30 protein-coding genes are annotated in these 24,447 nt (G+C 63.5%); 21 read left to right on the plus strand and 9 right to left on the minus strand.

Annotated features, from left to right (window positions below):
- The first annotated feature begins 172 nt into the window (after window positions 1-172).
- The 4 genes from uvrC to moaE all read left to right on the plus strand — a co-directional run bounded on the left by uvrC (window position 173) and on the right by moaE (window position 3,549).
- Complete coding sequence (gene uvrC / locus CMI59_RS07530) at window positions 173-2,128, plus strand: excinuclease ABC subunit UvrC (RefSeq protein ID WP_293326819.1); 1,956 nt, start codon at window positions 173-175, stop codon at window positions 2,126-2,128.
- A gap of 89 nt (window positions 2,129-2,217) precedes the next feature.
- Complete coding sequence (pgsA, locus tag CMI59_RS07535; protein WP_293326822.1) at window positions 2,218-2,850, plus strand: CDP-diacylglycerol--glycerol-3-phosphate 3-phosphatidyltransferase; 633 nt, start codon at window positions 2,218-2,220, stop codon at window positions 2,848-2,850.
- A complete protein-coding gene (moaD, locus tag CMI59_RS07540; RefSeq protein ID WP_293326824.1) occupies window positions 2,847-3,098 on the plus strand; it encodes a molybdopterin converting factor subunit 1 in 252 nt (83 codons plus the stop codon). The genes pgsA and moaD overlap by 4 nt, the downstream gene beginning before the upstream one ends.
- A 4-nt stretch (window positions 3,099-3,102) precedes the next feature.
- Window positions 3,103-3,549 carry a molybdopterin synthase catalytic subunit MoaE gene (gene moaE / locus CMI59_RS07545; protein ID WP_293326826.1) on the plus strand — a complete coding sequence of 149 codons (447 nt, stop codon included), beginning with the start codon at window positions 3,103-3,105 and terminating at the stop codon, window positions 3,547-3,549.
- A gap of 44 nt (window positions 3,550-3,593) precedes the next feature.
- Here moaE and CMI59_RS07550 read toward each other — a convergent pair whose 3' ends face one another.
- Window positions 3,594-4,496, minus strand: coding sequence for a branched-chain amino acid aminotransferase (locus CMI59_RS07550; RefSeq protein ID WP_293326828.1), 903 nt, complete (start codon window positions 4,494-4,496; stop codon window positions 3,594-3,596).
- 270 nt (window positions 4,497-4,766) lie between these two features.
- Between CMI59_RS07550 and CMI59_RS07555 the strand changes: the two genes are divergently transcribed.
- From CMI59_RS07555 to CMI59_RS07570, 4 genes are read left to right on the plus strand one after another with little or no spacing between them, the layout of a single operon-like run.
- Window positions 4,767-5,375 carry a MarR family transcriptional regulator gene (locus tag CMI59_RS07555; protein WP_293326830.1) on the plus strand — a complete coding sequence of 203 codons (609 nt, stop codon included), beginning with the start codon at window positions 4,767-4,769 and terminating at the stop codon, window positions 5,373-5,375.
- Window positions 5,372-6,094, plus strand: a complete 723-nt coding sequence (locus CMI59_RS07560) for a response regulator transcription factor (protein WP_293326832.1) — start codon at window positions 5,372-5,374, stop codon at window positions 6,092-6,094. Before CMI59_RS07555 ends, CMI59_RS07560 begins: the two co-directional genes overlap by 4 nt.
- A gap of 34 nt (window positions 6,095-6,128) precedes the next feature.
- Window positions 6,129-7,454: an ATP-binding protein gene (locus CMI59_RS07565; RefSeq protein WP_293326904.1), complete on the plus strand. Its 1,326-nt coding sequence runs from the start codon at window positions 6,129-6,131 to the stop codon at window positions 7,452-7,454.
- Window positions 7,451-7,825 carry a nuclear transport factor 2 family protein gene (locus CMI59_RS07570; RefSeq protein ID WP_293326834.1) on the plus strand — a complete coding sequence of 125 codons (375 nt, stop codon included), beginning with the start codon at window positions 7,451-7,453 and terminating at the stop codon, window positions 7,823-7,825. Before CMI59_RS07565 ends, CMI59_RS07570 begins: the two co-directional genes overlap by 4 nt.
- Window positions 7,826-7,831: 6 nt before the next feature.
- Here the strand turns inward: CMI59_RS07570 and CMI59_RS07575 are convergent, their stop codons facing one another.
- The 5 genes from CMI59_RS07575 to CMI59_RS07595 all read right to left on the minus strand — a co-directional run bounded on the left by CMI59_RS07575 (window position 7,832) and on the right by CMI59_RS07595 (window position 10,753).
- Window positions 7,832-8,185, minus strand: coding sequence for a tRNA-binding protein (locus CMI59_RS07575; RefSeq protein WP_293326836.1), 354 nt, complete (start codon window positions 8,183-8,185; stop codon window positions 7,832-7,834).
- On the minus strand, window positions 8,182-8,826 hold the full coding sequence (locus CMI59_RS07580; RefSeq protein WP_293326838.1) for a helix-turn-helix domain-containing protein: 645 nt from the start codon (window positions 8,824-8,826) through the stop codon (window positions 8,182-8,184). The genes CMI59_RS07575 and CMI59_RS07580 overlap by 4 nt, the downstream gene beginning before the upstream one ends.
- 67 nt (window positions 8,827-8,893) lie before the next feature.
- On the minus strand, window positions 8,894-9,721 hold the full coding sequence (gene proC, locus CMI59_RS07585) for a pyrroline-5-carboxylate reductase (RefSeq protein WP_293326841.1): 828 nt from the start codon (window positions 9,719-9,721) through the stop codon (window positions 8,894-8,896).
- A gap of 33 nt (window positions 9,722-9,754) precedes the next feature.
- Entirely contained in the window at window positions 9,755-10,258 is a 504-nt protein-coding gene (locus tag CMI59_RS07590; protein ID WP_293326843.1) for a YbjN domain-containing protein, read from the minus strand.
- A 177-nt stretch (window positions 10,259-10,435) separates the two neighbouring features.
- Window positions 10,436-10,753, minus strand: a complete 318-nt coding sequence (locus CMI59_RS07595; protein ID WP_293326845.1) for an accessory factor UbiK family protein — start codon at window positions 10,751-10,753, stop codon at window positions 10,436-10,438.
- A 163-nt stretch (window positions 10,754-10,916) separates the two neighbouring features.
- On the opposite strand from CMI59_RS07595, the gene lgt reads away from it, so the two are divergent.
- From lgt to CMI59_RS07660, 13 genes are all read left to right on the plus strand, one after another.
- Window positions 10,917-11,837, plus strand: coding sequence for a prolipoprotein diacylglyceryl transferase (gene lgt / locus CMI59_RS07600; protein ID WP_293326847.1), 921 nt, complete (start codon window positions 10,917-10,919; stop codon window positions 11,835-11,837).
- Entirely contained in the window at window positions 11,834-12,964 is a 1,131-nt protein-coding gene (locus tag CMI59_RS07605) for an SAM-dependent methyltransferase (RefSeq protein WP_293326849.1), read from the plus strand. The genes lgt and CMI59_RS07605 overlap by 4 nt, the downstream gene beginning before the upstream one ends.
- Window positions 12,965-13,003: 39 nt before the next feature.
- Window positions 13,004-13,822: a peptidoglycan editing factor PgeF gene (gene pgeF, locus CMI59_RS07610; RefSeq protein WP_293326851.1), complete on the plus strand. Its 819-nt coding sequence runs from the start codon at window positions 13,004-13,006 to the stop codon at window positions 13,820-13,822.
- 113 nt (window positions 13,823-13,935) lie between these two features.
- Window positions 13,936-15,072 (plus strand): hypothetical protein, encoded by a 1,137-nt coding sequence (locus tag CMI59_RS07615; RefSeq protein ID WP_293326853.1) that lies wholly within the window; start codon window positions 13,936-13,938, stop codon window positions 15,070-15,072.
- A 174-nt stretch (window positions 15,073-15,246) separates the two neighbouring features.
- On the plus strand, window positions 15,247-16,179 hold the full coding sequence (locus tag CMI59_RS07620) for a ribose-phosphate pyrophosphokinase (RefSeq protein WP_293326855.1): 933 nt from the start codon (window positions 15,247-15,249) through the stop codon (window positions 16,177-16,179).
- A 151-nt stretch (window positions 16,180-16,330) separates the two neighbouring features.
- Window positions 16,331-17,002, plus strand: coding sequence for a 50S ribosomal protein L25/general stress protein Ctc (locus CMI59_RS07625; protein ID WP_293326858.1), 672 nt, complete (start codon window positions 16,331-16,333; stop codon window positions 17,000-17,002).
- A 24-nt stretch (window positions 17,003-17,026) separates the two neighbouring features.
- On the plus strand, window positions 17,027-17,647 hold the full coding sequence (gene pth, locus CMI59_RS07630; protein WP_293326860.1) for an aminoacyl-tRNA hydrolase: 621 nt from the start codon (window positions 17,027-17,029) through the stop codon (window positions 17,645-17,647).
- 17 nt (window positions 17,648-17,664) lie between these two features.
- The gene (gene ychF, locus CMI59_RS07635) at window positions 17,665-18,774 is read left to right on the plus strand and encodes a redox-regulated ATPase YchF (RefSeq protein WP_293326862.1); all 1,110 of its coding nucleotides are present in this window, start codon (window positions 17,665-17,667) and stop codon (window positions 18,772-18,774) included.
- Window positions 18,775-18,783: 9 nt separating this feature from the next.
- Window positions 18,784-19,269 carry a MaoC family dehydratase gene (locus CMI59_RS07640; RefSeq protein ID WP_293326864.1) on the plus strand — a complete coding sequence of 162 codons (486 nt, stop codon included), beginning with the start codon at window positions 18,784-18,786 and terminating at the stop codon, window positions 19,267-19,269.
- Entirely contained in the window at window positions 19,269-19,745 is a 477-nt protein-coding gene (locus tag CMI59_RS07645; protein ID WP_293326866.1) for a MaoC family dehydratase, read from the plus strand. Before CMI59_RS07640 ends, CMI59_RS07645 begins: the two co-directional genes overlap by 1 nt.
- 22 nt (window positions 19,746-19,767) lie before the next feature.
- On the plus strand, window positions 19,768-20,457 hold the full coding sequence (locus CMI59_RS07650; protein ID WP_293326868.1) for a dienelactone hydrolase family protein: 690 nt from the start codon (window positions 19,768-19,770) through the stop codon (window positions 20,455-20,457).
- Window positions 20,458-20,587: 130 nt separating this feature from the next.
- On the plus strand, window positions 20,588-21,025 hold the full coding sequence (locus CMI59_RS07655; protein WP_293326870.1) for a MarR family transcriptional regulator: 438 nt from the start codon (window positions 20,588-20,590) through the stop codon (window positions 21,023-21,025).
- A gap of 113 nt (window positions 21,026-21,138) precedes the next feature.
- A complete protein-coding gene (locus CMI59_RS07660) occupies window positions 21,139-21,639 on the plus strand; it encodes a glutathione peroxidase (protein ID WP_293326872.1) in 501 nt (166 codons plus the stop codon).
- A 134-nt stretch (window positions 21,640-21,773) separates the two neighbouring features.
- Here the strand turns inward: CMI59_RS07660 and mtnA are convergent, their stop codons facing one another.
- Genes mtnA through CMI59_RS07675 form a run of 3 tightly spaced genes read right to left on the minus strand, consistent with a single transcriptional unit; the run spans window position 21,774 to window position 24,364 of the window.
- The gene (gene mtnA, locus CMI59_RS07665) at window positions 21,774-22,868 is read right to left on the minus strand and encodes an S-methyl-5-thioribose-1-phosphate isomerase (RefSeq protein ID WP_293326874.1); all 1,095 of its coding nucleotides are present in this window, start codon (window positions 22,866-22,868) and stop codon (window positions 21,774-21,776) included.
- 49 nt (window positions 22,869-22,917) lie between these two features.
- Window positions 22,918-23,445 carry an adenine phosphoribosyltransferase gene (locus CMI59_RS07670; protein WP_293326877.1) on the minus strand — a complete coding sequence of 176 codons (528 nt, stop codon included), beginning with the start codon at window positions 23,443-23,445 and terminating at the stop codon, window positions 22,918-22,920.
- 37 nt (window positions 23,446-23,482) lie between these two features.
- Window positions 23,483-24,364: an S-methyl-5'-thioadenosine phosphorylase gene (locus tag CMI59_RS07675; protein WP_293326879.1), complete on the minus strand. Its 882-nt coding sequence runs from the start codon at window positions 24,362-24,364 to the stop codon at window positions 23,483-23,485.
- Window positions 24,365-24,447: the final 83 nt, after the last annotated feature.

The following is a 24,447-nucleotide window of genomic DNA, read 5'->3' on the forward strand; positions in this document are numbered from 1 at the left end:
TTTTATCTATTTCAAGGGCTTACGATTCGCAGTGTGTGACAGCATCTGTCACAAAACCTAAAGATTACAGGATGTTGACCTAATCCTTGCAGGAATAACCCACAAACTTATCCACAGCTCTTGTTGACGAGATAAGGACCCAAAATGGGTCTCCCGCTAGACTGCGCGCAGCATGACCGACGAAACCGAAAACAGCGGCCCCGACAGCCCTTCCGGCGGTGAGAAAACCAGGACCGGCGTCGAGGTCATCGCGGATCAGGTGAAACGCCTGCCCGACAGCCCGGGTGTCTATCGCATGTATGACGCCAAGGGAGACGTGCTGTATGTCGGCAAGGCGCGCTCGCTCAAGAAGCGCGTCTCGAGCTACGCAAAAATGGGCGGGCATACCAACCGCATCGCCCGCATGATCCTCGCCACCGCCTCCATGGAATTCATCACCGTGGAGACGGAGACCGAGGCGCTGCTCCTCGAAGCCAATCTCATCAAAAGGCTGAAGCCCCGCTACAATGTGCTGCTGCGGGACGACAAATCCTTCCCCGACATCCTGCTAACGGGCGATCACGACTTCCCGCAAGTGGTGAAGCATCGCGGCGCGCGCTCCCGAAAGGGCGACTATTTCGGCCCCTTTGCGAGCGCCGGTTCGGTGAACGCCACGCTCAACGCGCTTCAAAAGGCGTTCCTGCTGCGCTCCTGCTCCGACAGCGTATTCGAGAGCCGCACACGGCCCTGCCTGCTTTTCCAGATCAAGCGCTGCTCCGCGCCCTGCACGGGTGAAATCTCGAAAGAGGACTATGCCGAGCTTGTGCGGGAGGCGCATGACTTTCTGCGCGGCCGCAGCCGCAAGACGCAAGGCGAGCTGGCCCGGCTGATGGAAGAAGCCGCCGCCGAAATGGATTATGAAACGGCCGCCGTCTATCGCGACCGCATCCGCGCGCTCACGCAAATCCAGCAGCATCAGGGCATCAACCCGCAAACCGTGGGCGAGGCGGATGTCTTCGCGGCCTATCAGGAAGGCGGCCAAACCTGCGTCCAGGTCTTCTTTTTCCGCGCCGGGCAGAACTGGGGCAACCGCGCCTATTTTCCGCGCCACGACAAGGAAATGGGGCCCGAGGACGTCCTCGACGCCTTCCTCGCCCAGTTTTACGAAAACCGCCCGCCCCCGCGCATGGTGCTGCTGAGCCATGACATACCCGGCCGCGAGCTGCTGGCGCAGGCGCTGACCCTTCGCGCGGACCGGAAAGTCGCCGTCGGCGTCCCCCGGCGCGGCGAGAAGCGCGAGCTTGTCGAGCACGCCATGACCAATGCCCGCTCGGCACTGGGACGGCGTCTTGCCGAAAGCTCTACCCAGCGCACTCTGCTGGAAGGCGTCGCGGAAATCTTCGGCATGGAAAGCGCGCCGGAGCGCATCGAAGTCTATGACAACAGCCATATTCAGGGCTCGAACGCCGTGGGTGGCATGATCGTCGCCGGCCCCGAAGGCTTCATGAAGAACCAGTACCGCAAGTTCAACATCAAAAACGCAGGCCAGGAGGCCGGCGAGTTCGGCGGCGACGATTACGCCATGATGCGCGAAGTGCTGACGCGGCGCTTCACCCGGCTGCTCAAGGAGGAAGGCGAAAAGGAAGAAGGCGAGGACCGCAGCGGCGCCTGGCCCGACCTCATCCTGATCGACGGCGGCGCGGGCCAGCTCAAAATCGCCCTGGAAGTGCTGGACGAGCTGGGCATCGACAGCGTAACCGCCGTCGGCGTCGCCAAGGGGCCGGAACGCGATGCGGGCCGGGAACGCTTCTTCATGCGCGGGAAGCCCGACTTCATGATGGAGCCCCGCAACCCGGTTCTCTATTACCTGCAACGCCTGCGCGACGAGGCGCACCGCTTCGCCATCGGCAGCCACCGCGCCAGACGGTCAAAGGCCATCGGCAACAATCCGCTGGACGAGATCCCGGGCGTCGGCCCGGGCCGCAAACGCGCACTTCTGCGCCATTTCGGTTCGGCACGGGCCGTTTCCCGCGCCGGAATCTCCGATCTGGAGGCGGTGGACGGCATTTCCGAAACGCTGGCCCGCACCATTTACGACCATTTCAACGGAAGCGCCGGACACGAAAGTGGCGACGCGGCCGGAAAATAGCGAACCGGCCTCAACAAATGCGCTCCGGGTGATAGAGTGCGCGGCGAAGACACCGCATTTTGCCGCGCTCAAGAAAAGCCCATACGACCATGGCGACCAATCTTCCGAACCTGCTGACCTATTTCCGCATCCTCCTGGTGCCCCTCGTGGTCATCGCCCTTTATCTGGAAGAGGATGCGGGCAACTGGACGGCGCTGGCGCTCTTTGCGATCGCGAGCATTACCGACTGGCTGGACGGCTATCTCGCCCGCGCCTGGAACCAGACCTCCAATCTGGGCCGGATGCTCGATCCCATCGCCGACAAGCTGCTGGTCGCCGTGGTGCTGCTGGCGCTGACCTGGCAGGGCACGATCGCAGGTTATTCGCTCTGGGCGGCGATCATCATTCTCTGCCGGGAAATTCTGGTCTCGGGGCTGCGCGAATATCTGGCGGGCCTGCGCGTCAGCGTGCCGGTGACGCAGCTTGCGAAATGGAAGACCGCGATCCAGATGATCGCACTGGCCTTCCTGCTGCTGGGCCCGGCGGGCGACCATATCGTGCCGGGCATTACCGAACTGGGCCTCGCCCTGCTTTGGGCCGCGGCCATTCTGACCCTTTATACGGGCTATGATTATTTCCGCGCCGGGTTGAGGCATATCGACGATACGCACCCGCCGGAACGCCCTGCCGGCGCACCGGCGCCCCCCGACGGGAGCGCGGCCAATGGAGACGCCGCGCCATGAAGCTTCTTTACTTCGCCTGGGTAAAACAGAAGACCGGCACGGCGGAGGAAGATGTGACGCTGCCGCCGGAGGTGACCGATGTCACCGGCCTGATCGACTGGCTGCGCCGGCGCGACGAAGGCTATGAAGCGGCCTTCGAGGATCTGAAAGTCATACGCTGCGCCGTCGATCAGGAACACGCCGATCTAAATGCATCGATCGCAGGCGCGCAGGAAGTGGCCTTCTTCCCGCCGGTGACGGGCGGGTAGCCCCATGATCCGCGTCCAGACAGAGGATTTCGATATCGGCGCCGAAGTGGCCGCACTTTCGAAAGACCGCCACGATATCGGCGCGGTCGTGACCTTTTCCGGCACGGTGCGCGACAAGACCGGCGATCTCCTGGCGCTGGAACTGGAACATTATCCCGGCATGACCGAGAAGGAACTCGTGCGCATCGAGCGGGAAGCGCAGGAGCGCTGGCCGCTCGAAGCGAGCCTCATCGTGCATCGCGTCGGTCGCCTTGCCCCCGGCGAAAATATCGTGCTGGTCGTCACCGCTTCCGCCCATCGGCAGGCGGCCTTCGAGGCGGCGGAGTTCCTGATGGACTATCTCAAGACCCGTGCGCCCTTCTGGAAGCGCGAGGAAACGGCTTCGGGCGGCGACTGGGTGGATGCGCGCGACAGCGACGACACGGCGGCGGCGCGCTGGACAAAAAAATAGGGCCGCCCCGAAGGCGGCCCTGTCTTCAGTCCGTTCCGGCCATGTCAGCCGTTGGCGACCTTGGCCTTTTCCTGATGCGCATACACCAGGGCCATATAATCCTTGTACAGATTGGCGGAGATTTCGCCCGGCGTGAACTTGTACGGGCCGATCTCGCCCACCGGCGTCACTTCCGCCGCCGTGCCGGTAATGAAGCACTCGGAGAAATCCTTCATCTCTTCCGGCAAGATATGGCGCTCGATCACCTCGATGCCGCGCGCCTTCGCCAGATCGATCACCGTGCGGCGCGTGATCCCGTCGAGGAAGCAGTCGGGGATCGGCGTGTGAATGACGCCATCCTTGACGAAGAAGACATTGGCGCCCGTCGCCTCGGCCACATAGCCGCGATAATCATACATCAGCGCGTCGGCGTAGCCCTTGTCCTCGGCGGCATGCTTGGAGATGGTGCAGATCATGTAGAGACCCGCCGCCTTCGCATCGGATGGCGCCGTCTCCGGCGAGGGCCGCTTGTACTCGGCAATGTCGAGGCGAATGCCCTTCTGGCGCTGCTCCGGATCGAAATAGGACGGCCATTCCCAGGCCGCGACCGCCAGGTTAATGCGGTTCTTCTGCGCGGAGACGCCCATCATCTCGCTGCCGCGCCAGGCCACCGGACGAATATAGGCATCTTCCAGTTTCTGCGCGGCAAGCTCGGCCCGGCAGGCCTCGTCGATCTCGTCCACCGTATAGGGAATTTCAAAGCCGAGAATGCGCGCGGAATCGACCAGACGCTGCGAATGCTCATGCAGCTTGAAAATCTCGCCGCCATAGGCCCTGCAGCCCTCGAATACGCTGCTGGCATAGTGCATCCCATGCGTCAGTACATGCACCTTGGCGTCCGACCACGGCATCAATTCGCCGTTGAACCAGATGTAGCCGTCGCGTTTGTCGAAGGGAATATCTGCCATGATTCCGCTCCCTGGCGTTATGCTGTGAGGCTCGCTTGGCTCGATTTCGCCATAGACATCAGGCCGCCTCTTGCCTCTTTCGGTCTATCCGGTGAGCCTCTTAAGGGCCCGGCCGCATATCCCTCTTGGGTGTTATGGGGCTGTCTATATTATCGTCTGGAAGAATCGAGGATGCCACCCGCCCTTCGGGGGCATGCATTTACTCAACCCAGCGAGCGATCAGAGGCTAGCGCTGCGGAAAAAATATGTCAATATGGCTGACATAAAATCATGCCGATTGCGACACCGGTGAAAAAGCACGTGACCAAGGAGACGCCCGCCCCCGAAAGAGCCCGAGAGACCGCCCCCGCTGAAAAAGGCGCGGACGCGGCCGGCGAGGCCGATGATGCGACACGCCTTGTGGAGGCGATCGAGCTCCTGTTTTTCGCCTATCGGGACTTCATCTCCGATCCCGATGCCCTGCTGGCGGAATATGATTTCGGCCGGGCGCACCACCGCGTGATCCATTTCGTCGGCCGAAACCCCGGCATAACGGTAGCCGAACTCCTCGATATTCTCCGTATTACCAAGCAAAGCCTCGCACGGGTGCTGAAGCAGCTCATCGAGCGCGGCTTCGTGGCGCAGGAAACGGGACGCAAGGACCGCCGCCAGCGCCTGCTCTACCTCACCGAGGCGGGGCGCGACCTGAACGACAGGCTGGCCGCTCCGCAGCGAGAGCGCGTCGCCCGCGCGCTTCTGGAAGCCGGTGCGGAAGCCGGCAGCGATGCCGAGGACGCCTGGCGCAAGGTGATGCTGGCGCTGCTGAACAAGGAAAACCGTTCGGAGGTGGAAGACCGCCTCGCCGACGGCCGGGACCGCCCGAAAGGACGCAAGCCATGAACGCCGCCGGGGAGCCCGAAACCGCCGCCGGGCCCCTGCCGGGCGACGACGCACCGCATGTGCTCATCGTGGATGACGACCGACGCATCCGCGAATTGCTGAAACGCTTCCTGAGCGAAAACGGCTATCGCGTCACGGTGGCCGAGCACGCAGGCGAAGCGCGGGCAAGGCTGGAAGGGCTTGCCTTCGACCTGATCGTCCTCGACGTGATGATGCCGGGCGAAAACGGGTTCGACTTCGCAACCTCCGTCCGGCGCACCTCCAATGTGCCGATCCTGATGCTGACCGCGCGCGGCGATGCGAGCGACCGGATCGACGGGCTGGAGCGCGGCGTGGACGACTATCTCGCCAAACCCTTCGAACCGCGCGAATTGCTGCTGCGCGTCGGAACCATTCTGCGCCGGACCCGATCCGCGGGCGGCAAGGCGGCCTCCGGCGCGATGACCTTCGGCGGCTGCGAATTCAATCCCCAGCGCGGCGAACTGCGCCGCGACGGACAGCTCGTCCGGCTGACGACGCGCGAAGTGCAGCTCCTGCGCATCTTCGCCGCCCATCCCGGCCAGACAATTTCCCGCCTCGATCTTTGCGAGAACGAAGCGGCCGAGAGATCCATCGACGTCCAGATCAACCGGCTCCGCCGCAAGGTCGAGGACGATCCCCGCAATCCGCTTTACCTGCAGACCGTGCGTGGCGAAGGCTACGTGCTGATGCCGGATTGATGCGCACAGAAGAAGCGGAGCGAATAGAGTGTCGATGACCCGTTTCATCAAGAACATGCTGCCACGAGGCCTTTACGGCCGGTCGCTCATCATCATCGTCGCGCCGATGGTGCTCTTGCAGATCGTCGTGACCTACATGTTTCTGGAACGGCACTGGCAACTCGTCACCGAACGGCTCTCGGCCAGCGCCGTTTCCGAGATCGCCCTGCTGCTGGACGAGTATGAGCGCGACCCGACAAAGGAACGTGCCGAAACGCTGTCGAAGGAAGCGCGCGAGACGCTGACGCTGTCGGTCGCCTTCCTGCCGGGCGAGAAGCTGCCCGACAGGCCTGCGTCCTCGGGCGGCCTGCTGGAAAATTCGCTGAGCGCCAATCTGCGCGAAAAGGTAAAGCGTCCCTTCTGGATCGATACCAGCAGATACACCGACTATATCGACATCCGCGTCGCCTATAATGGCGGCGTCATGCGGACGCTGTCGCCGGCGAGCCATGTCTACGCGACCAACTCGCATATCTTCCTCGTCTGGATGGTCGGCACATCCTTTGTGCTGGTCGTGGTCGCGATCCTGTTTCTGAGAAACCAGATCCGCCCCATCGAACGCCTCGCCGAAGCCGCGGAAAGTTTCGGCATGGGGCGCGACGTGCCGAGCTTCCGCCCGCGCGGCGCCTCCGAAGTCCGCCGCGCCGCGGAAGCCTTTCTCGACATGCGCAATCGTATCGAACGCCAGATCGCCCAGCGCACCGCCATGCTGGCGGGCGTAAGCCACGACCTGAGAACGCCGCTCACCCGCATGCGCCTCGAACTCGCCATGATGGGCGACGACCCGCAGGTCCAGGAAATGCGCAGGGACATCGACGAGATGCAGCGCATGCTGGACGACTATCTGGAGTTCGCGCGCGGCCATCGCGGCGAGGCGACGGAGGAAACCGACCTCGGCGAATTGCTGCGCGAGACCTGCAATGACTGGCAACGCAAGGGCTGCAACGTCACCGTCACCGTGCAGGGCGATCTGCGCGTACCGCTGCGCCGAAGCGCCTTCAAACGCTGCCTTGCCAATCTCGTCGGCAATGCCTGCAAATATGGCGACACGGTCTGGATTACCGGCTTCCGCGATATGAGCGATCCGGGCGCCGATATCGAAATCGTGGTGGACGATGACGGCCCGGGCATTCCCGACGACCAGCTGGAAGAAGTCTTCCGCCCCTTCTATCGGCTCGACGACAGCCGCAATCTGGATGAAGGCGGCTCCGGCCTCGGCCTTGCCATCGCCCGCGACATCGCGCGCGGCCATGGCGGCGAAATCACCTTATCGCGAAGCCCAGCCGGCGGGTTGCGCGCCATTGTGGATGTCCCCGTATGATCGCCCTGCCCGCCATGGTCGCCCGCTGGAAAGCGGCTTGGGAAGCGCTCGACCCGCAAGCGGTCGCAGCTCTTTACGCGCCGGACGGCACGCATATGAGCGGCGTGGTGCGAGAGAGACTGGGCAAGGAAGACGCCACGCTGCACGGACCGGAAGAAGTGCTCGAATATGCGACCGCCTCGGCCAAGGCGCTGAAGAGTTTCCGCGCGGACATTTTCAACGTCATCGCGGACGGCGATGACGAGACAGGCCGCGCCGCCGTGGAATATTGGCGCATCCTGAACGGCGACGAGACAAACCGTATGCGTGTGATGGAAACGATGGAATGGGGCGGCGGCAGGATCACCTCCTGCCGGGTGTTTCACTTCTGAAAGGGATCAGGCGAGCCGCGCCCCGTCCGGCAATTTGCCGTCGGCGCCCGCCAGCACGATCTTTCCCTCCTCATCGGGAAAGCCGAGCGTCAGCACTTCCGACATGAAGGGACCGATCTGACGCGGCGGAAAATTCACCACCGCCATCACCTGCCGTCCGACAAGCGCCTCCGGCGCATAGCGATCGGTAATCTGCGCGGAACTCTTTTTCACGCCGATATCGGCACCGAAATCGATGCGGAGCTTGATGGCGGGTTTGCGCGCCTCGGGAAAAGGCTCCGCCTCGACCACCGTGCCGATGCGGATATCGACTTTCAGAAAATCGTCGAAGGAAATCTCCGGCGCCGCTTCCCCGCTCATGCCGCATCCTTCGCATCGTCATTTCCGGGCTTCCCGCGGCGCGTGGCCGGGCGCGGACGCTTCGACATGAAATCCTGCGCGCGGGCGAACCACTCCTCGCCCTGCCGCAACCGCTTGTCGAGCGCGGCCATGGTGCGCGCCTGATCCTCGTCGTCATCGAACCAGACTTTCAGAATGCGCGCCCAGAAGAGCGCCATGCCCCGCACGCGGATAAGCCCGCGCCAGCCCGAACTGTCGATCCCCGCCGCCTCCAGCATCCACCCCATGGACTGGAGCGTGGAGGGCATGAGCGCAAGCGCCGCCACCGGATCGCGCTCCAAATCCCAGGTAATGCGCTTCAGCGCCGGCTTGTCCTTCGCCATGGCATCGAAGCGCAGCATGATGACGTCGAAAAGCCGGTCGCGGACGGGCTCGTCCTCCAGCCCTTCCTCATCCGCCATCTTCAGCACCTGTGCATCGATACGCTGCGCATAGGCCGCAAGGATCTGCGTCTTGGAGGAATACAGAGCGGACAGCTCGCCCAGGCCGAGTTTCGCTTCCTTCGCGATGTCGGCGAGCGACAGATCCGCCCAGCCGCGCTTCCCGGCAAGCCGAAGCGCGGCATTCACGATCTTTTCTTCCGGGGTCAATTTACGCGCCATGACGCCTCTCCTGTTCGTTCAGGGAAGGAGGATAGTCGGGAAGCGGGCCGAAAACGAGCCGAGAGGATTACTTACCCAGATCGCGGCCCCGGTCGCGCGCGGCCAGAGCGGCTTTCTTCATCAGCTCGGTCAGCGCTTCGCCACCCATCAGCACGTCGAGCGCAGCGGCGGTCGTGCCGCCCGGCGAGGTGACGTTCTTGCGCAACGTGCCCGCATCGAGATCGGAGCGATGGAGCATTTCGCCTGCCCCGCTCACCGTGGCGCGGGCGAGCCGCATGGCGGTTTCCTCCGGCAGCCCGAGCGAAACGCCTGCGGCGGCCATCGCCTCGACCAGATGAAACACATAGGCCGGACCGCTGCCGGAAATCGCGGTGACGGCGTCCATCAGCGCCTCGTCCTCGATCCAGACCGCCTCGCCGACTGCCGCCAGAAGCGCATCGGCGAGTTTTTTCTGATCCTGTGTCACACGCGCATTGGCGAAACCGCCGGTGATGCCACGCCCCACGGAGGCAGGCGTATTGGGCATGGCCCGCACGATCGCCGCGCCGCCGCCCAGCAATTCGTCGAGCCTGTCCGCCCCCATCCCCGCCGCGATGGAAACGAACAGCGTTTCCGGCGCAACGAGAGGCTGAAGCGCCGGCAGCACATCCGGCATGGCCTGAGGCTTCACCGCCAGCACCACGGCGGCCGGTTTCAGCGCGGCAAGATCGTCGATGGACGTATCGAGACGCACGCCGCGCTCCTTGGCCAGCGCGGCAATGTCGTCCGACAGGTGGGGATCGCGGATGGCCACAAGGCCGGGCGCGACGCCGCCATCGAGCCATCCGGCCAAAAGCGCGCCGCCCATCTTGCCGGCCCCCACAAGGACCAGCGGACGTTCAAGATCGATTGCCATGACGATTATCTCTGATCGCTTGGGCCCGATTGCTCAGGCATTGCCTTCTGTTTCGAACATGGCCGCGGCAATCGCCTCGTCGGCGGTCTTGCCGGCCCACATCACGAACTGGATGGCGGGATAATAACGCTCGCAGGCCTCCACCGCGAGGCGCAGCAGCGCTTCGCATTGCTCCGGCGTCGCCGACGCGCCACCGCAAAGCAGCAGCGAATTACGGAACAGGATCACCCCGTCCTCCGACCAGATGTCGAAATGGCCGGACCAGAGCTGCTCGTTGATGAGGGTCAGCAGATGACGGATGGCGGGGCGTTTGTCGGCGGGCACGCGCACATCCAGCGCGCAGGCGATATGAAGCCCTGCGAGATCCGTCCGCCAGTTGAGGGAAATCTGGTAGTCGCGCCACTCGCCCGCGACGCAGATATTCAACTCGTCCTCGTGACTGCGTTCGAAAAACCAGTCGCGGATGGAGGCTACCTGTTCAAGAAGATCGAGTGGATTGGCGTCGAAATCATCGGCTTGAAGCACAGAGCCCGTCATATATGTCCCCGCATCAAACGCAGTCCCCTGCGGCCCGGCCACCCCATATATGGGGGGCGACCCGGCCCCGAAACACAAATTAACCGTGCCCGATGCTTTGAGTCGGCGCAAGCCCGCGCGACCCCGAAAAGCCCGCAAGGCTGGGGACAAGTGCGATTAGCTGGGGATAGTCGCCGCTTACTCGGCCGTCTTGGCCGCGGGCTTCTTCTTCGGGGCGGCTTTCTTGGCGGCGGGCTTCTTCGCAGCCGGCTTGGCCGCCTTTTCCAGCGCCTCGATACGCTTCTTCAGCGCCTCGTTTTCCTCGCGCGCCAGCCGGGCCATGTCCTGCACCGCCTCGAACTCCTCGCGATGGACGAGGTCCATATCGGCAATGAGGCGCTCGGCCTGGGAGCGGATCACCGTTTCCACTTCCGTGCGCACACCCTGCGCGGCACCGGCGGCATTGGTGAAAAACCGGCTCATTTCTTCGAGAATCTTGTTCTGGGTCTGCGTCATGGGTCTGGCTCCTTGGGACTGGCGCGCACTCTAGCTCGCAGGCGGCGTCCTGCGAACCCCGCTATTCGACGCGCCTTATCCATAGATAGGGAGCCGAGGTTGACTCGGCCACGCCCAAAGTCAAACTAGCGCCGCCCGCCCCCACCCAGCCGGACCGTAACCCATGCACAGCGCCGCCATCGTCTTCCCCGACATAGATCCCGTGCTGATCTCATGGGGCCCCATTGCCATTCGCTGGTATGCGCTGGCCTATATCGCAGGGCTCGTCATCGGCTGGCGCTACATCGTCTCCATGGTGGAGACGCCGGGCCTGTGGAAAGGCCCCGCGCCGCTCGACCGGGAAATGGTCGACGATTCGCTGCTCTGGGCCGCGCTCGGCGTCATTCTCGGCGGCCGTATCGGCTATGTGCTGTTCTACAATCCGGCTTTCTACTGGGAACATCCGCTCGATGCGCTGAAGGTCTGGCATGGCGGCATGTCTTTCCATGGCGGCACCATGGGCGTGATCGTGGCGATGTGGCTCTTCTCGCGCTCCCGGAAAATCCAGCCACTCACCATGCTGGACCTGGTGACGGCCGCCGCCCCCATCGGCCTCTTCTTCGGCCGCCTCGCCAATTTCATCAATGGCGAGCTCTGGGGCCGCGTGACCGACGTGTCATGGGGCGTGATCTTCTGCAACCAGCGCATTGCGCTCACCCATGGCGGCTTCTGCCCGGCGGGCGACCTGCCGCGCCATCCAAGCCAGCTCTACGAGGCGGCGCTGGAGGGCATCCTGCTCTTTATCGTGCTGCGCATTTTCACGCACAAGACGACCGCCCTGCGGAAACCGGGCACCGTCGCCGCCATGTTCCTCGTCGGATATGGCGCGGCGCGCACCTTCGTCGAATTCTTCCGCCAGCCCGACGAGCAGCTCGGCTTCCTTTACGGCCACTGGCTGACCATGGGCATGCTGCTTTCCGCCCCCATGGTGTTGCTGGGGCTGGGGCTATTTGCCTATCTGGGCGGCTTCGGCCTCGAATGGCGCAAAAGCGGCGACAAGAAGAGCGAAGCGACGGCCAAAGCGAAATCAAGCGACAAGAAATGACGGCACAAAGTAGCGGCGCGCCGACGCCGCTGGCATTGCATATCGCCCGGCTCATCGAGGAAACGGGACCGATCACCGTCTCGCAATTCATGGGCATCGCGCTCGGCCATCCCGATCATGGCTACTACATGACGCGCGACCCGCTGGGCGCGAAAGGCGACTTCATCACCGCGCCGGAAGTGAGCCAGATGTTCGGCGAACTGGTCGGGTTGTGGCTGGCCGACAACTGGATACGTCAAAGGACGGATACGGGGTCCCCCTCTCCCTTCCACCTTGTCGAGCTGGGACCGGGGCGCGGCACGCTGATGGCCGACGCCTTGCGCGCCATGAAAAGCGTGCCCGGCATGACCGAAGCCGCCCAGATCCATTTCGTGGAGACGAGCCCGGCGCTGCGCGCAGAGCAGGAAGCCCGCGTGCCGGATGCGACATGGCACGACCGCCTGGCCGATGTGCCTGCGGGCCCGACATTCCTCATCGCAAATGAGTTCTTCGACGCACTGCCCGTCCGGCAATTCGTAAAGACCGCGCAAGGCTGGTGCGAACGGCATGTGGCGCTCGCAGACGGCGCAAGCGCCGACGCGCCCCGCTTCGCCTTTGCGCTCTCCCCCGTTCCGCTGAAGGACGAAAGCGCGATCCCGCAAGGCGCGCGCAGCGCAGCGGAAGGAAGCATCGCCGAACTCTCCCCCGCCTCCACCGCCATCGCCCAGGAGATCGCCACACGCATCACCGGCCATGGCGGGGCCGCGCTCATCATCGACTACGGTCATGCCAGAAGCGCGGCGGGCGATACGCTCCAGGCGATGCGGGGCCACGGTTTTACCGACCCGCTGGAAAATCCCGGCGAGGCGGACATTACGGCGCATGTCGATTTCGAAATGATCGCGACAGCTGCACAGGCCGGCGGCTGCGCGACATTCGGCCCCGTCGAACAGGGGCGCTTTCTCGCCAAAATCGGCATTCAGGCACGCGCCGAAGCGCTGGCCCGCAAGGCATCGCCCTCCCAGGCCCGCGACATCGAAACCGCACTCGACCGCTTGACCGCGCCGAAGCAGATGGGCAGCTTGTTCAAGGTGCTGGGGCTGCTCCCTGCCGGCGCGGAACCGCCGGCCGGATTTACCGGTGCGTGAACCGACCCGCGAGCCTTCGTGGCGATTGGAGTAAAGCCCATGTCCACTCGTTTGACATCCGCCGAAACGGCGCTTGCAACCCGCCCCGTGACCGCCAAGGCCATGGAAGTTCTGTCGCATCTCCGGCACGGTTTCTTCACCCGTGAAGGCGGCGTGTCGAAGGGCATCTATGCCTCGCTCAATTGCGGCCTCGGCTCCAGCGACAAGAAGGAAGCGGTTCAGGCAAACCGGAAACGTGTGGCCACCTCGCTCCACGGAGACAGCGAGAAGCTCATCTCCCTGCATCAGGTCCACTCGGCCAGATGCGTCTATGTGGACGAAGCCTGGGCGCCCGGCGAGGGACCGGAAGCCGACGCCATGGTGACGGACCGGGCCGGGATCGCGCTCGGTATCCTGACCGCCGATTGCGCACCGGTGCTTTTCGCCGACAAGCAGGCCCGGATCGTGGGCGCCGCCCATGCCGGCTGGAAGGGCGCCTTTTCCGGCATACTGGAAGCGACGATCGCCGAGATGGAAAAACGCGGCGCGCAGCGCAACCGGATCGCCGCCGCGGTCGGCCCCTGCATTTCCTTCGACGCCTATGAGGTCGGGCCGGAGTTCCACGACAATTTCATGGACGCCGATCCCGGCAATGCCGAATGGTTCCAGCTCTCCGCGCGGGACGGGCATTTCATGTTCGATCTGCCCGGATATGTGGAAGCGCGCCTGCACAAGGCCGATTTGGCGAGCGTGGCGGTGACGGGCCATTGCACCTATCAGGAAGAAAAACGCTTTTTCTCCTATCGCCGGGCGGTCCACCGGAAGGAGAAGGATTACGGCCGCCAGATATCGGCGATCATGCTGCGCCCCGCCGACTAGGAGGCAAACGGTCGAATTCCCCCGAATCGCGGTAAGATTCGAACCGAATCGACGAAATGTGCCGTCCCCTTAAAGACAGGGCGAGGCCCGGCACATTCAGGGGGACGACCGGCGTGGCCGTATCGGCAGCAAGCAAAGGCAGGATCGGCAAGGGCCGCCGCAAGCGGCACCGGCACAATTCGCCCGCCACGCGCCGCGCCAGCATGGCAAGCGCGCTGGCGCTGATGGTCTTTGCCGCCTGTATCGACAATGCCGCCCCGGCAGGGGCCGCTTCCCCCACACCGCCGGACGCAGCCACGGCGCAAACGAAATCCTCCGACCCGGTTGAGATCCGCGCCGTGCGCGATACGCCGGAAGCCGCTGCGCAGATATTCAGCACCCTCCTCACCCGCCAGGCCCGGCAGGACAAGCTGCCTCTGGAAGCCGATGACGCGGCAGCAGGCGGGGACTACACGCTGCGCGGCGCCCTGGGCGCCGGACAGGGGCTGGAAGGCGTTTACCTGATTGCCGTCATCGACCTTCACGGGAAAGGCGATGTCCGGCTCCACCGCGTGGTGACGGAAGCCCGCGCCACCGGACCGGCGGCGGTAAAACCCGCCTCGCAGGGCGGAGACGGCGCCGGATCCGCCCAATCCAATGTCTGGCAGCGGGTCCGGCAGGAAGATATGGAACGGCTGGCGAGCGAAAGCATGGCCCGGCTGTCGCATTGGTATGAGGCGAACCGGGAAGCCCCGGCGACCGCCGCCGCCAGCATGGTGGCCATGAAAGCCCCGGCCGGAAATGACGCCGACGACGCTCTCGTGACCGGCAGCATAAGGCCCGACCTGCCGGACACGACACCCGACGGCAAGGGCGGACCGGGACAAAGGCTCGCCTCCGCCTCGCCCTTCCGCATCGACGTCGCCCCCGCCCCCGGCGATGGCGACCGCGCGCTGACCGCAGCCATGGAAAAGGCGCTGTCCGAAAAGCTGAAGGGCCGTCTGGCGGATATGACGGGCGGTCCCTACAAGGTAACGGGAGAAGTCGTGACGGCCTCGCGCAATGACGGGCAGACGGATGTCTCCATCCGCTGGGTGCTCACGGGCCCGCAGGGCACGAAACTGGGCGAAGTTCGCCAGAGCCGTGCCGTCAAGGCCGCCGCCATCGCAGGCCGGTGGGGCCCGCTTGCCGATCAGGCCGCCCGCGCTGCCGCCGAGGGAATTCTGAAGCTCATCGCGCCCACCCCGGACAAAATAGCCGCTCAGGGCTGACGAAAGCATGGAAAGCGGAGCCGGACATATGTTTACACCTCCCGGCCCCCTTGCTAAAACGCGCTCGCGCCGTCATCGGAACGTCACGTCTTCAAGCGTCATGTCCGGGCGGCGATTTTCTGTTGGGGCTCGCGTCGGGGGGACATTCCCTGACCGACGGGCAGGGGGAACGCCATGAAACTCGTCGCTGGTAACTCGAACCGGGCGCTCGCCGAGGCGATTGCCGCTTACCTCAACCTGCCGCTGACAAAATCGGTCGTTCGGCGCTTCGCGGATATGGAAGTATTCGTGGAGATTCAGGAAAACGTCCGCGGCGAGGATGTGTTCGTCATCCAGTCGACCTCCTACCCCGCCAACGACCATCTGATGGAACTGCTGATCATCATCGATGCGCTGAAACGTGCCTCGGCCAAACGCATCACGGCGGTTCTGCCCTATTTCGGCTATGCCCGTCAGGACCGCAAACCGCAGGCACGCACGCCGATCTCGGCGAAGCTGGTGGCCAATCTGGTGACCACGGCGGGGGCCGACCGCGTGCTGACGCTCGACCTCCATGCCGGGCAGATCCAGGGCTTTTTCGATATCCCGACCGACAACCTTTTTGCCGCGCCGGTGCTGACCAGCGACATCCAGAACCATTATGACGGCGAAAAGCTGATGGTGGTCTCGCCGGATGTCGGCGGCGTGGTGCGCGCCCGCGCCATCGCCAAGCGGATCGACGCGGACCTTGCCATCGTGGACAAACGCCGCGAACGCGCGGGCGAGTCGGAAGTCATGAACATCATCGGCGACGTGAAGGGCCGCTCCTGTATCCTGGTCGACGACATCGTGGACAGCGCCGGGACGCTCTGCAACGCCGCCCAGGCCCTGCTCGATCAGGGCGCGACGCAGGTTTCCGCCTATGTGACGCATGGCGTGCTGTCGGGCGGCGCGGTGGCCCGCGTCTCCGCCTCGGCGCTGAAGGAACTCGTCATCACCGACTCGATCCATGCAACCGAAGCGGTCCGCGTGTCCTCCAATATCCGCGTCGTCTCCATCGCCCCGCTGATCGGCGAAGCGATGCTGCGCACCGCCGAGGAACGCTCGGTTTCCAGCCTGTTCGACTGATCTTCCCGATTTCGGATAACTCCCGCTGCCGGTTGAGTTTTCCGCTCTCCGGCGCTATAAGGCGGGCCTGTCTGCACTTCCACACCCCTGGAGGAGATATGCAGACATCATCGAGGGCCGCCAAGGCCCCGTTTTTATTGGAGAAATTGAAATGGCCGAGACGCTCAAGCTCGAGGCCCGTTCGCGCGAGAAGACCAGCAAGGGGGCTGTTCGTTCTCTCCGCCGCGAAGGCCGGGTCCCCGCCGTGATTTACGGCGACAAGAAGTCCCCCATCCTGATCGACCTCAGCTACAAAGAGGTCTCGAAGCTCTATCACACGGGTACTTTCCTCTCGCACACGCTCGACATCGAGGTCGACGGCAAGAAGGAACATGTCATTCCGCGTGACGTGCAGCTGGAGCCGGTGCGCGACTTCATCATCCACATCGATTTCCTGCGTCTTGGCAAGAACGCCACCATCACCGTGGCGATCCCGGTTCACTTCGTGAACGAAGAAGCCTCGCCGGGCCTCAAGGCCGGCGGCGTGCTGAACGTCGTTCGCCATGAAGTGGACCTCGTCTGCCCGGCCTCCTCCATTCCCGAAGCCATCGAGATCGACCTCGCCGGCTACGAAATGGGCGATTCGATCCACATCTCGTCGGTGAAGCTGCCGACCAAGGTGGAACCGGCCATTGCCGACCGCGACTTCACCATCGCCACCATCGCGATGCCTGCCTCCGTGCAGTCTGCCGAATCCGAGGAAGGGGCCGAAGAGGCCGAAGCCGCGGAAGAAGCGCCTGCCGCGGAAGAAGGCGGCGAAGACTCTTCCGGCTCGGAAGAGTAAGGGCGGCCGGGGGCGCGGGGCGACATGCTGCTCCTTGTCGGCCTTGGCAATCCGGGCGCGAAATACGCCCGCAACAGACACAATGTCGGATTCATGGCGGCGGATGCGATCATCCGCCGCCATTCCTTTTCGCCCGAGCGCGCGCGCTTCCAGGCCATGGTCTCGGAGGGCACGCTTTCCGGCGAGAAGGTGCTGGTGATGAAACCGAACACCTATATGAACGAAAGCGGCCGCGCCGTCGGCGAGGCGATGCGCTTCTTCAAGCTATCCCCCGCCGATGTGGTGGTGATGTATGACGAGCTGGACCTCGACCCCGGAAAGATCCGTATAAAGACGGGTGGCGGCGCGGCGGGTCATAACGGCATCCGCTCCATCGCCTCGCATATCGGCCCCGAATTTCGCCGGGTCCGTATCGGCATCGGCCATCCCGGGCACAAGGACGCGGTCATGCCTTACGTGCTGGGCGATTTTTCAAAGGCGCAGCATGCCGACTGGCTCGACGCCATGCTGGATGCCATCGCGGACGCAGCGCCGATGCTGGCGGAAGGCAAGGATGCGACCTTCGCCAACAAGGTGCATCTGGCGATCCATCCGGAGCCGCCGAAAAAGGCCAAACCGGCAAGCGACAAGAAACCGAACGAGTAAACGAAAGAGACCTCATCATGGGCTTCAAATGCGGCATTGTCGGCCTTCCCAATGTGGGCAAGTCCACGCTCTTCAATGCGCTGACACAGACCGCGTCCGCCCAGGCCGCGAACTATCCCTTCTGCACCATCGAGCCCAATGTCGGCGAAGTGGCGGTGCCAGATCCGCGCCTCCCCAAACTCGCCGAAACGGCGGGCTCCAAGGAGATCATCCCCACCCGCCTCACCTTCGTGGACATTGCGGGCCTGGTGAAGGGTGCCTCTAAGGGCGAAGGTCTCGGCAACCAGTTCCTCGCCAATATCCGCGAAGTGGACGCGATCGCCTATGTGCTGCGCTGCTTTGAAGACGGCGACGTAACCCATGTCGAAGGCCGGGTGGACCCGCTGGAAGATGCCGACATCGTCGAGACGGAACTGATGCTGGCCGACCTCGAAAGCCTGGAAAAGCGCACCGTTACGCTCGAGAAGAAGGCGAAGACCGGCGACAAGGAAGCAAAGCAGCTTCTCGCCCTCGTTGAGACCGCGCTGACCTATCTGCGCGAGGGCCGCCCTGCCCGCACCGCGATGGCGGACGGCAAGATCTCCGAGGAAGACCGCAAGGCATGGGAGATGCTGCAGCTTCTGACGGCAAAGCCCGTGCTCTATGTCTGCAATGTGGACGAAGAGGCCGCCGGCACCGGCAACAAGCACTCCGAACGCGTGATGGAACGCGCAAACGCCGAAGGCGCGGAAGCCGTCGTCATCTCCGCCCGCATCGAGGAAGAGATTGCACAGCTTCCCAATGAGGAGCGCGCGGAATATCTCGAAACGCTGGGGCTGGAGGAAGCGGGCCTCGACCGCCTCATCCGCGCGGGCTACACGCTGCTCGACCTCATCACCTATTTCACCTGCGGCCCGAAGGAAACCCGCGCCTGGACCATCACGCGCGGCACGCTCGCGCCGGCGGCGGCGGGCGTCATCCATACCGATTTCGAGAAGGGCTTCATCCGGGCTGAAACCATCGCCTATGACGACTTCATTTCGCTGGGCGGCGAAACCGGCGCGAAGGATGCGGGCAAGATGCGGCTCGAAGGCAAGGAATATCTGGTGCATGACGGCGACGTGATGCATTTCCGCTTCGCAAACTAAGAGGGTGGCATGAGCGAGCCGGAACTCTACTGGGAAGATTTCGTACCGGGCGAAACCCGCGAATTCGGCGAGAAGCACGTCACGCGCGAAGAGATCGTCGACTTCGCCAAGGACTACGATCCCCAGCCCTTCCATCTCGACGAAAAGGCCGGCGCGGCCTCCATTCTCGGCGGGCTCTGCGCCAGCGGCTGGCACAGCTGCGCCATGCTGATGCGCATGATGTGCGACGGCTACATCCTGCAAAGCGCCTCGCTGGGCGCACCGGGCGTGGATGAGGTGCGCTGGCAGAAGCCCGTCTATGTCGACGACGTTCTCCGGGTACGCAATACCTGTATCGACCGCCGCGCCTCGAAAAGCCGCCCGGAAATGGGCCTGACCAAATTCCGCACCGAACTCGTCAACCAGAAGGACGAGGTCTGCCTGCTGATGACGGGCTGGGCCATGTATGCGCGCCGCGATCCGTCCGCGCCGGTCGAAACGGGGGGAGCGGTCTGATGCCCTGGTTCGAAGACATCGCGATCGGCGAAAAGACGGAACTCGGAAGCTATATTTTCGAGGCCGACGACATCGTCTCCTTTGCGGGGAAGTTCGACCCGCAGCCCTTTCACACCGACGAGGAAGCCGCGAAAGCCAGCGCCTATGGCGGGCTCATCGCCAGCGGCTGGCATACCTGCTCGGTCTGGATGAAGCTGATGGTGAAGAGCCGCATCGCGGAGAAAGCCCGCAAAGGCGAGGACGACGGCAGCCCGCCCGGCGGCCCCTCCCCCGGTTTTCTCGAGCTCAAATGGCCGACACCGGTGCGCGTGGGTGATAGGATTACCTATTCGACCGAGGTGATCGAGAAGGTCGACCTCAAAAGCAGGCCCAATCTCGGCATCGTTCGCAGCCTCAACAAAGGCGTGAACCAGAACGGCGAACTGGTGATGAGCTTCATCGGCCAGGGTCTCGTACAAAAGCGGGACCATTCATAAAACGGACCAAGGAGGAGAGGACATGGCTCACAAGGGTGAAATGATCACGCTGAAAAGCGGCGACGGCGCGGACATCCTTTGCTACAGCGTGAAGGCGGAAGGCACCCGCCCGAACGGCAGCAAGGCCGGTCTCGTCCTCATCATGGAAATCTTCGGCGTCACCGATCACATCAAGGATCTGTGCGACGAATATGCTGCGCGCGGCTTCGACGTGATCTCGCCGCAGCTCTACGACCGGCAGGAGAAAGATTTCAAGGCGACCTACAGCCAGGAAGACATCCAGACCTCGCTCGACCTGCGCGCGAAGAACCCCTACGAGAACACCGTGCTCGACACGCAGATGTGCATCGACAAGCTGCGCGAGCAGGGAAACAAGAAGGTCTTCATCACCGGCTATTGCTATGGCGGCTCTGTGAGCTGGCTCGCGGCCTGCCGCGCCAAGGGCCTCGACGCGGCCTCCTGCTATTATGGCGGCGCCATCAAGGACTTCATCGACGAAATGCCGAAATGCCCCACCATCTGTCATTTCGGCGAGAAGGATCACTCGATCCCGATGGACGTCGTGCGCGATGTCGAGGCGAAACACCCGGAAGTGAAGGTCTATGTCTATGACGCGGACCACGGCTTCAATTCCGACCGCCGCAACAATTACGACAAGACCGCCGCCGACCTGGCGCTCGACCGCACGCTGGCCCTTTTCGACGGGGCGTGACGGCATAGGACAGAACGGGAATTCGGAGGGAGGCTGCGGCCTCCCTTTTTATTGCCCCCCACAATTCAATTGCGTCATCGCCATTTCTGCCCATATTGAGGAAAACAGCTTCAGGAAGGCGGACCGAGAGATGGTGAAACCGGAAGACCCGCAGGCGCTCGACAACCAGCTCTGCTTCGCGCTCTATTCAACCTCTCTTCTGATGACCAAGGCCTACAAGCCGGCGCTGGCCGAGGTCGGCCTCACCTACCCCCAATATCTCGCCATGCTGGCGCTGTGGGAGGAAGACGACGTGACGGTGAACACGCTGGGAGGCCGCCTCTATCTCGATTCCGGCACGCTGACGCCGCTGCTGAAGCGGCTGGAGACGGCGGGCCTCATCACCCGCGAACGCAGCTCGGCGGATGAACGGCAGGTCCTCATTCGGCTCACACGGGAGGGCCGCGCACTGAAGCGGAAAGCCGCGAAGGTACCGGAAAAGGCCGCGATTGCGGCAGGACTGCCCGTCCCCGAGCTCATCTCGCTCCGCGAGAAGCTGAAAAAGCTCCGCGCGCATCTCGCCGCCTGAATGCCGCATCCGGCGCTCACGGCTTTGTGATATTTAAATTGTGCACAATCTAATTGATTGCACTATGTTATCAAGAACAGTCATAGACGCGCATCGCATCAAGGAGCCCAGCCATGTCCGGAAACAAGTCCGACAAGACCGCCTACGACTTCACCTTCGAGAGCCTGAACGGCAAGCCCATGCCGCTGAGCGAGTTTGCGGGCCGCCCGCTGCTGATCGTCAACACCGCCTCCAAATGCGGCTTCACGCCCCAATACAAGGAGCTGGAAGCGATCTGGCAGAAGCACAAGGATGAGGGCCTCGTCGTGCTGGGCGTGCCCTCCAACGACTTCGCCAATCAGGAACCGGGCTCATCGGACGAGATCGCGCAGTTCTGCGAGATCAATTTCGGTGTCGACTTCCCGCTCACCGAAAAGGTGCATGTGAAGGGCGGCGAAGCGCATCCCCTCTTCCAGTGGCTGGCGAAGCAAGGTGGCTTTCTCTCCAAACCCCGCTGGAACTTCTACAAATACGTCATCGGGAAAGACGGCAAGCTCGTGGACTGGTTCGCCAGCACGACCAAGCCGAACGCCCCGAAAGTGGAAGCCGCGCTGAAAAAGGCGCTGGGGAAGTAGTTGTACTGCGCAACGTCATGCCCCGCTTCATGCGGGGCATCCACATCTTTGCGAAAAAAGAGAAATGCGCGGATGGCCCGGACAAGCCGGGCCATACCGGCGAAATTTATCCGCGCCGCCAGTCCTCGTCGCGCTCAACCATTTTTCCGTTCCGGATAGAGCTTCAGCAGCCCCTCTTTCGAGGCCTCCGTCACGCCGCGCTCGGTGATAAGGCCGGAGACATAGCGCGCAGGCGTGACGTCGAAGCCGTAATTCGCCGCGCCGCTGTCGGGGGCGGAAACCTGGATCGTCACGATCTCGCCTGTGTCGGTGCGCCCCGTCAGATGCGTCACCTCATGCGCGGAGCGCTCCTCGATCGGAATGCCGTTGACACCATCGTCGAGCGTCCAGTCGATCGTGGTGTAAGGCAGCGCGACATAGAACGGCACGTCATTGTCATGCGCGGCGAGCGCCTTGAGATAGGTGCCGATCTTGTTCGCCACATCGCCCGTTGCCGTCGTGCGGTCCGTGCCGACGATGCACATATCCACCAGCCCGTGCTGCATGAGATGTCCGCCCGCATTGTCCGGCACGATGGTATGCGGGACGCCGTGACGCCCGAGCTCGAAGGCGGTCAGCGACGCGCCCTGATTGCGCGGCCGGGTTTCGTCCACCCAGACATGCACGTCGAGGCCCTTGTCATGCGCCATATAGATCGGCGCCAGCGCCGTGCCCCAATCGACACAGGCAAGCCAGCCCGCATTGCAATGGGTAAGGATATTGACCTTGCCGCCCTTCTCCCGCGCCGCCGCCTCGATCAGCGTCAGCCCGTTCTCGCCGATGCGGCGGCAGATCTCCACATCGTCGTCGCAAATGGCCGCCGCTTCCTTATAGGCCGCCTCCATGCGGAGGTTGTGCCCATGCGGATGAACGGCGGCGCGCATGCGATCCAGCGCCCAATGAAGATTGACCGCCGTGGGCCGCGTCGCGCCCAGCATCGCAATCGCTTCCTCAAGCCCCGCATCGGACGCATCGTCGCGCATGGCAAGGCAGACGCCATAGGCCGCCGTCGCACCGATAAGCGGCGCCCCGCGCACCAGCATGTCCTTGATGGCGCGGGCGGCATCGTCCACCGTTTTCAGCGTCACGGTTTCAAAACTGAAAGGGAGTTTCGTCTGGTCGATGATCTCCACCGACCAGCCATCCTCGTTCACCCAGATGGTGCGGTAATGCGTGCCGTCGATCTTCATCTCTCGTCCCTTTCAGGCCAGGAAAACGGGCAGTGTCAGGGAAACGGGATCACTCGCCGTCGAATGTGCAGAGCGAGAGCACCTCGATATCCATCGCTTCCAGCTTTTCGCGCCCGCCAAGCGCCGGCAGCTCGACCACAAAGCTCGAGCCGGGCACGCTGGCACCCGCGCGGCGGAAAAGCTTGATCGCCGCCTCAGCCGTGCCGCCCGTGGCAATGAGATCGTCCACCAGCAGCACCCGGTCGCCTTCCTTCACCGCATCGGCGTGGATTTCGACCATGTCCGTGCCGTATTCGAGCTCGTATTCCTCGCCGATGGTCTCCCAGGGCAGCTTGCCCTTCTTGCGCACGGGCACGAAGCCAAGGCCAAGCTGATGCGCCACGGCGCCGCCCAGGATGAAACCGCGCGCCTCGATCCCCGCCACCACGTCGAAGGCAGCGCCCTTGTGAAGCTGGACCAGCGAATCCACCGCCGCGCGGAACCCCGTCTTGTCGCGCAGGAGCGTGGTGATGTCGCGGAACATGATCCCTTTCTTGGGATAGTCCGGGATGGTGCGAATGAACTGCGTGATATCCATAAAGTCTGTCCCCCTCGGACAACCGGAATAATGCGGATCAGCCGAGAACGCGGCCCGCCACGGCATCGAGCTTTTTCAGAAGCGCCGGATCGATCTTGTCCGGCGCGGTGATGATGGCAGCCTCAAGCGCCTCGTCGATGGGCGACGGCTCGCGCTCCGGTCCGAAGCTTTCCGCAAAGCTGCGCAGCATATCGCGCGACTTGTCGGCATTGCCGGAAAGCACCTGAATGACGACCGACACATCCACATCGTCGTGATGCGGATGCCAGCAATCGTAATCCGTCACCATGGCGACGGTGGCGTAAGGGATCTCGGCCTCGCGGGCGAGTTTCGCCTCCGGCATGTTGGTCATGCCGATGACCGAACAGCCCCAGCTCCGGTAAAGTTCCGATTCGGCCAGCGTCGAGAATTGCGGGCCCTCCATGACGAGATAGGAACCGCCACGCGACACGGGAATGTCGTTCGCCTTGCAGGCCGCCTCCAGATGATCGCCCAGACGCGGACAGACCGGCTGCGCCATGGAGACGTGCGCCACGCAGCCTTCGCCGAAAAAGCTCTTCTCGCGCTGGAAAGTCCGGTCGATGAACTGATCCACGATGACGAAGGTGCCGGGCGGCAGCTCTTCCTTGAGCGAGCCCACGGCGGACACCGAGACGATGTCGGTAACGCCGGCGCGCTTCATCGCATCGATATTGGCGCGGTAATTGATGCTGGTCGGCGAATGCGGATGGCCGCGCCCGTGACGCGGCAGGAACACCATCTCCAGGCGTCGCCCGCCGGAAAGCGGCAGCTCGCCGAAATGCAGCTCGTCGGAGGGCTCGCCCCAGGGGCTTTCCACTCTCTCCCAGCGCTCGTTTTCGAGCCCCGGAAATTCATAGACGCCACTGCCGCCGATGACGCCCAACACAGTTTTCGCCATGCCAATTCCCGCCTCTCTCATTCGCCACATGCCGCTGCGCGGAGGGTGCGACGACCGGTGTTTTTCGGTTTCCGATATAACAG

This window comes from Parvibaculum sp., from assembly GCF_002684405.1.
Classification (GTDB): Bacteria; Pseudomonadota; Alphaproteobacteria; order Parvibaculales; family Parvibaculaceae; genus Parvibaculum.

What these genes read in the sequence shown, in the direction of transcription:
- uvrC (WP_293326819.1), top strand. Translation starts at nt 173, where the DNA reads ATGACCGACGAAACCGAAAACAGCGGCCCCGACAGCCCTTCCGGCGGT.
- pgsA (WP_293326822.1), top strand. Translation starts at nt 2,218, where the DNA reads ATGGCGACCAATCTTCCGAACCTGCTGACCTATTTCCGCATCCTCCTG.
- moaD (WP_293326824.1), top strand. Translation starts at nt 2,847, where the DNA reads ATGAAGCTTCTTTACTTCGCCTGGGTAAAACAGAAGACCGGCACGGCG.
- moaE (WP_293326826.1), top strand. Translation starts at nt 3,103, where the DNA reads ATGATCCGCGTCCAGACAGAGGATTTCGATATCGGCGCCGAAGTGGCC.
- CMI59_RS07550 (WP_293326828.1), bottom strand. Translation starts at nt 4,496, where the DNA reads ATGGCAGATATTCCCTTCGACAAACGCGACGGCTACATCTGGTTCAAC.
- CMI59_RS07555 (WP_293326830.1), top strand. Translation starts at nt 4,767, where the DNA reads ATGCCGATTGCGACACCGGTGAAAAAGCACGTGACCAAGGAGACGCCC.
- CMI59_RS07560 (WP_293326832.1), top strand. Translation starts at nt 5,372, where the DNA reads ATGAACGCCGCCGGGGAGCCCGAAACCGCCGCCGGGCCCCTGCCGGGC.
- CMI59_RS07565 (WP_293326904.1), top strand. Translation starts at nt 6,129, where the DNA reads ATGACCCGTTTCATCAAGAACATGCTGCCACGAGGCCTTTACGGCCGG.
- CMI59_RS07570 (WP_293326834.1), top strand. Translation starts at nt 7,451, where the DNA reads ATGATCGCCCTGCCCGCCATGGTCGCCCGCTGGAAAGCGGCTTGGGAA.
- CMI59_RS07575 (WP_293326836.1), bottom strand. Translation starts at nt 8,185, where the DNA reads ATGAGCGGGGAAGCGGCGCCGGAGATTTCCTTCGACGATTTTCTGAAA.
- CMI59_RS07580 (WP_293326838.1), bottom strand. Translation starts at nt 8,826, where the DNA reads ATGGCGCGTAAATTGACCCCGGAAGAAAAGATCGTGAATGCCGCGCTT.
- proC (WP_293326841.1), bottom strand. Translation starts at nt 9,721, where the DNA reads ATGGCAATCGATCTTGAACGTCCGCTGGTCCTTGTGGGGGCCGGCAAG.
- CMI59_RS07590 (WP_293326843.1), bottom strand. Translation starts at nt 10,258, where the DNA reads ATGACGGGCTCTGTGCTTCAAGCCGATGATTTCGACGCCAATCCACTC.
- CMI59_RS07595 (WP_293326845.1), bottom strand. Translation starts at nt 10,753, where the DNA reads ATGACGCAGACCCAGAACAAGATTCTCGAAGAAATGAGCCGGTTTTTC.
- lgt (WP_293326847.1), top strand. Translation starts at nt 10,917, where the DNA reads ATGCACAGCGCCGCCATCGTCTTCCCCGACATAGATCCCGTGCTGATC.
- CMI59_RS07605 (WP_293326849.1), top strand. Translation starts at nt 11,834, where the DNA reads ATGACGGCACAAAGTAGCGGCGCGCCGACGCCGCTGGCATTGCATATC.
- pgeF (WP_293326851.1), top strand. Translation starts at nt 13,004, where the DNA reads ATGTCCACTCGTTTGACATCCGCCGAAACGGCGCTTGCAACCCGCCCC.
- CMI59_RS07620 (WP_293326855.1), top strand. Translation starts at nt 15,247, where the DNA reads ATGAAACTCGTCGCTGGTAACTCGAACCGGGCGCTCGCCGAGGCGATT.
- CMI59_RS07625 (WP_293326858.1), top strand. Translation starts at nt 16,331, where the DNA reads ATGGCCGAGACGCTCAAGCTCGAGGCCCGTTCGCGCGAGAAGACCAGC.
- pth (WP_293326860.1), top strand. Translation starts at nt 17,027, where the DNA reads ATGCTGCTCCTTGTCGGCCTTGGCAATCCGGGCGCGAAATACGCCCGC.
- ychF (WP_293326862.1), top strand. Translation starts at nt 17,665, where the DNA reads ATGGGCTTCAAATGCGGCATTGTCGGCCTTCCCAATGTGGGCAAGTCC.
- CMI59_RS07640 (WP_293326864.1), top strand. Translation starts at nt 18,784, where the DNA reads ATGAGCGAGCCGGAACTCTACTGGGAAGATTTCGTACCGGGCGAAACC.
- CMI59_RS07645 (WP_293326866.1), top strand. Translation starts at nt 19,269, where the DNA reads ATGCCCTGGTTCGAAGACATCGCGATCGGCGAAAAGACGGAACTCGGA.
- CMI59_RS07650 (WP_293326868.1), top strand. Translation starts at nt 19,768, where the DNA reads ATGGCTCACAAGGGTGAAATGATCACGCTGAAAAGCGGCGACGGCGCG.
- CMI59_RS07655 (WP_293326870.1), top strand. Translation starts at nt 20,588, where the DNA reads ATGGTGAAACCGGAAGACCCGCAGGCGCTCGACAACCAGCTCTGCTTC.
- CMI59_RS07660 (WP_293326872.1), top strand. Translation starts at nt 21,139, where the DNA reads ATGTCCGGAAACAAGTCCGACAAGACCGCCTACGACTTCACCTTCGAG.
- mtnA (WP_293326874.1), bottom strand. Translation starts at nt 22,868, where the DNA reads ATGAAGATCGACGGCACGCATTACCGCACCATCTGGGTGAACGAGGAT.
- CMI59_RS07670 (WP_293326877.1), bottom strand. Translation starts at nt 23,445, where the DNA reads ATGGATATCACGCAGTTCATTCGCACCATCCCGGACTATCCCAAGAAA.
- CMI59_RS07675 (WP_293326879.1), bottom strand. Translation starts at nt 24,364, where the DNA reads ATGGCGAAAACTGTGTTGGGCGTCATCGGCGGCAGTGGCGTCTATGAA.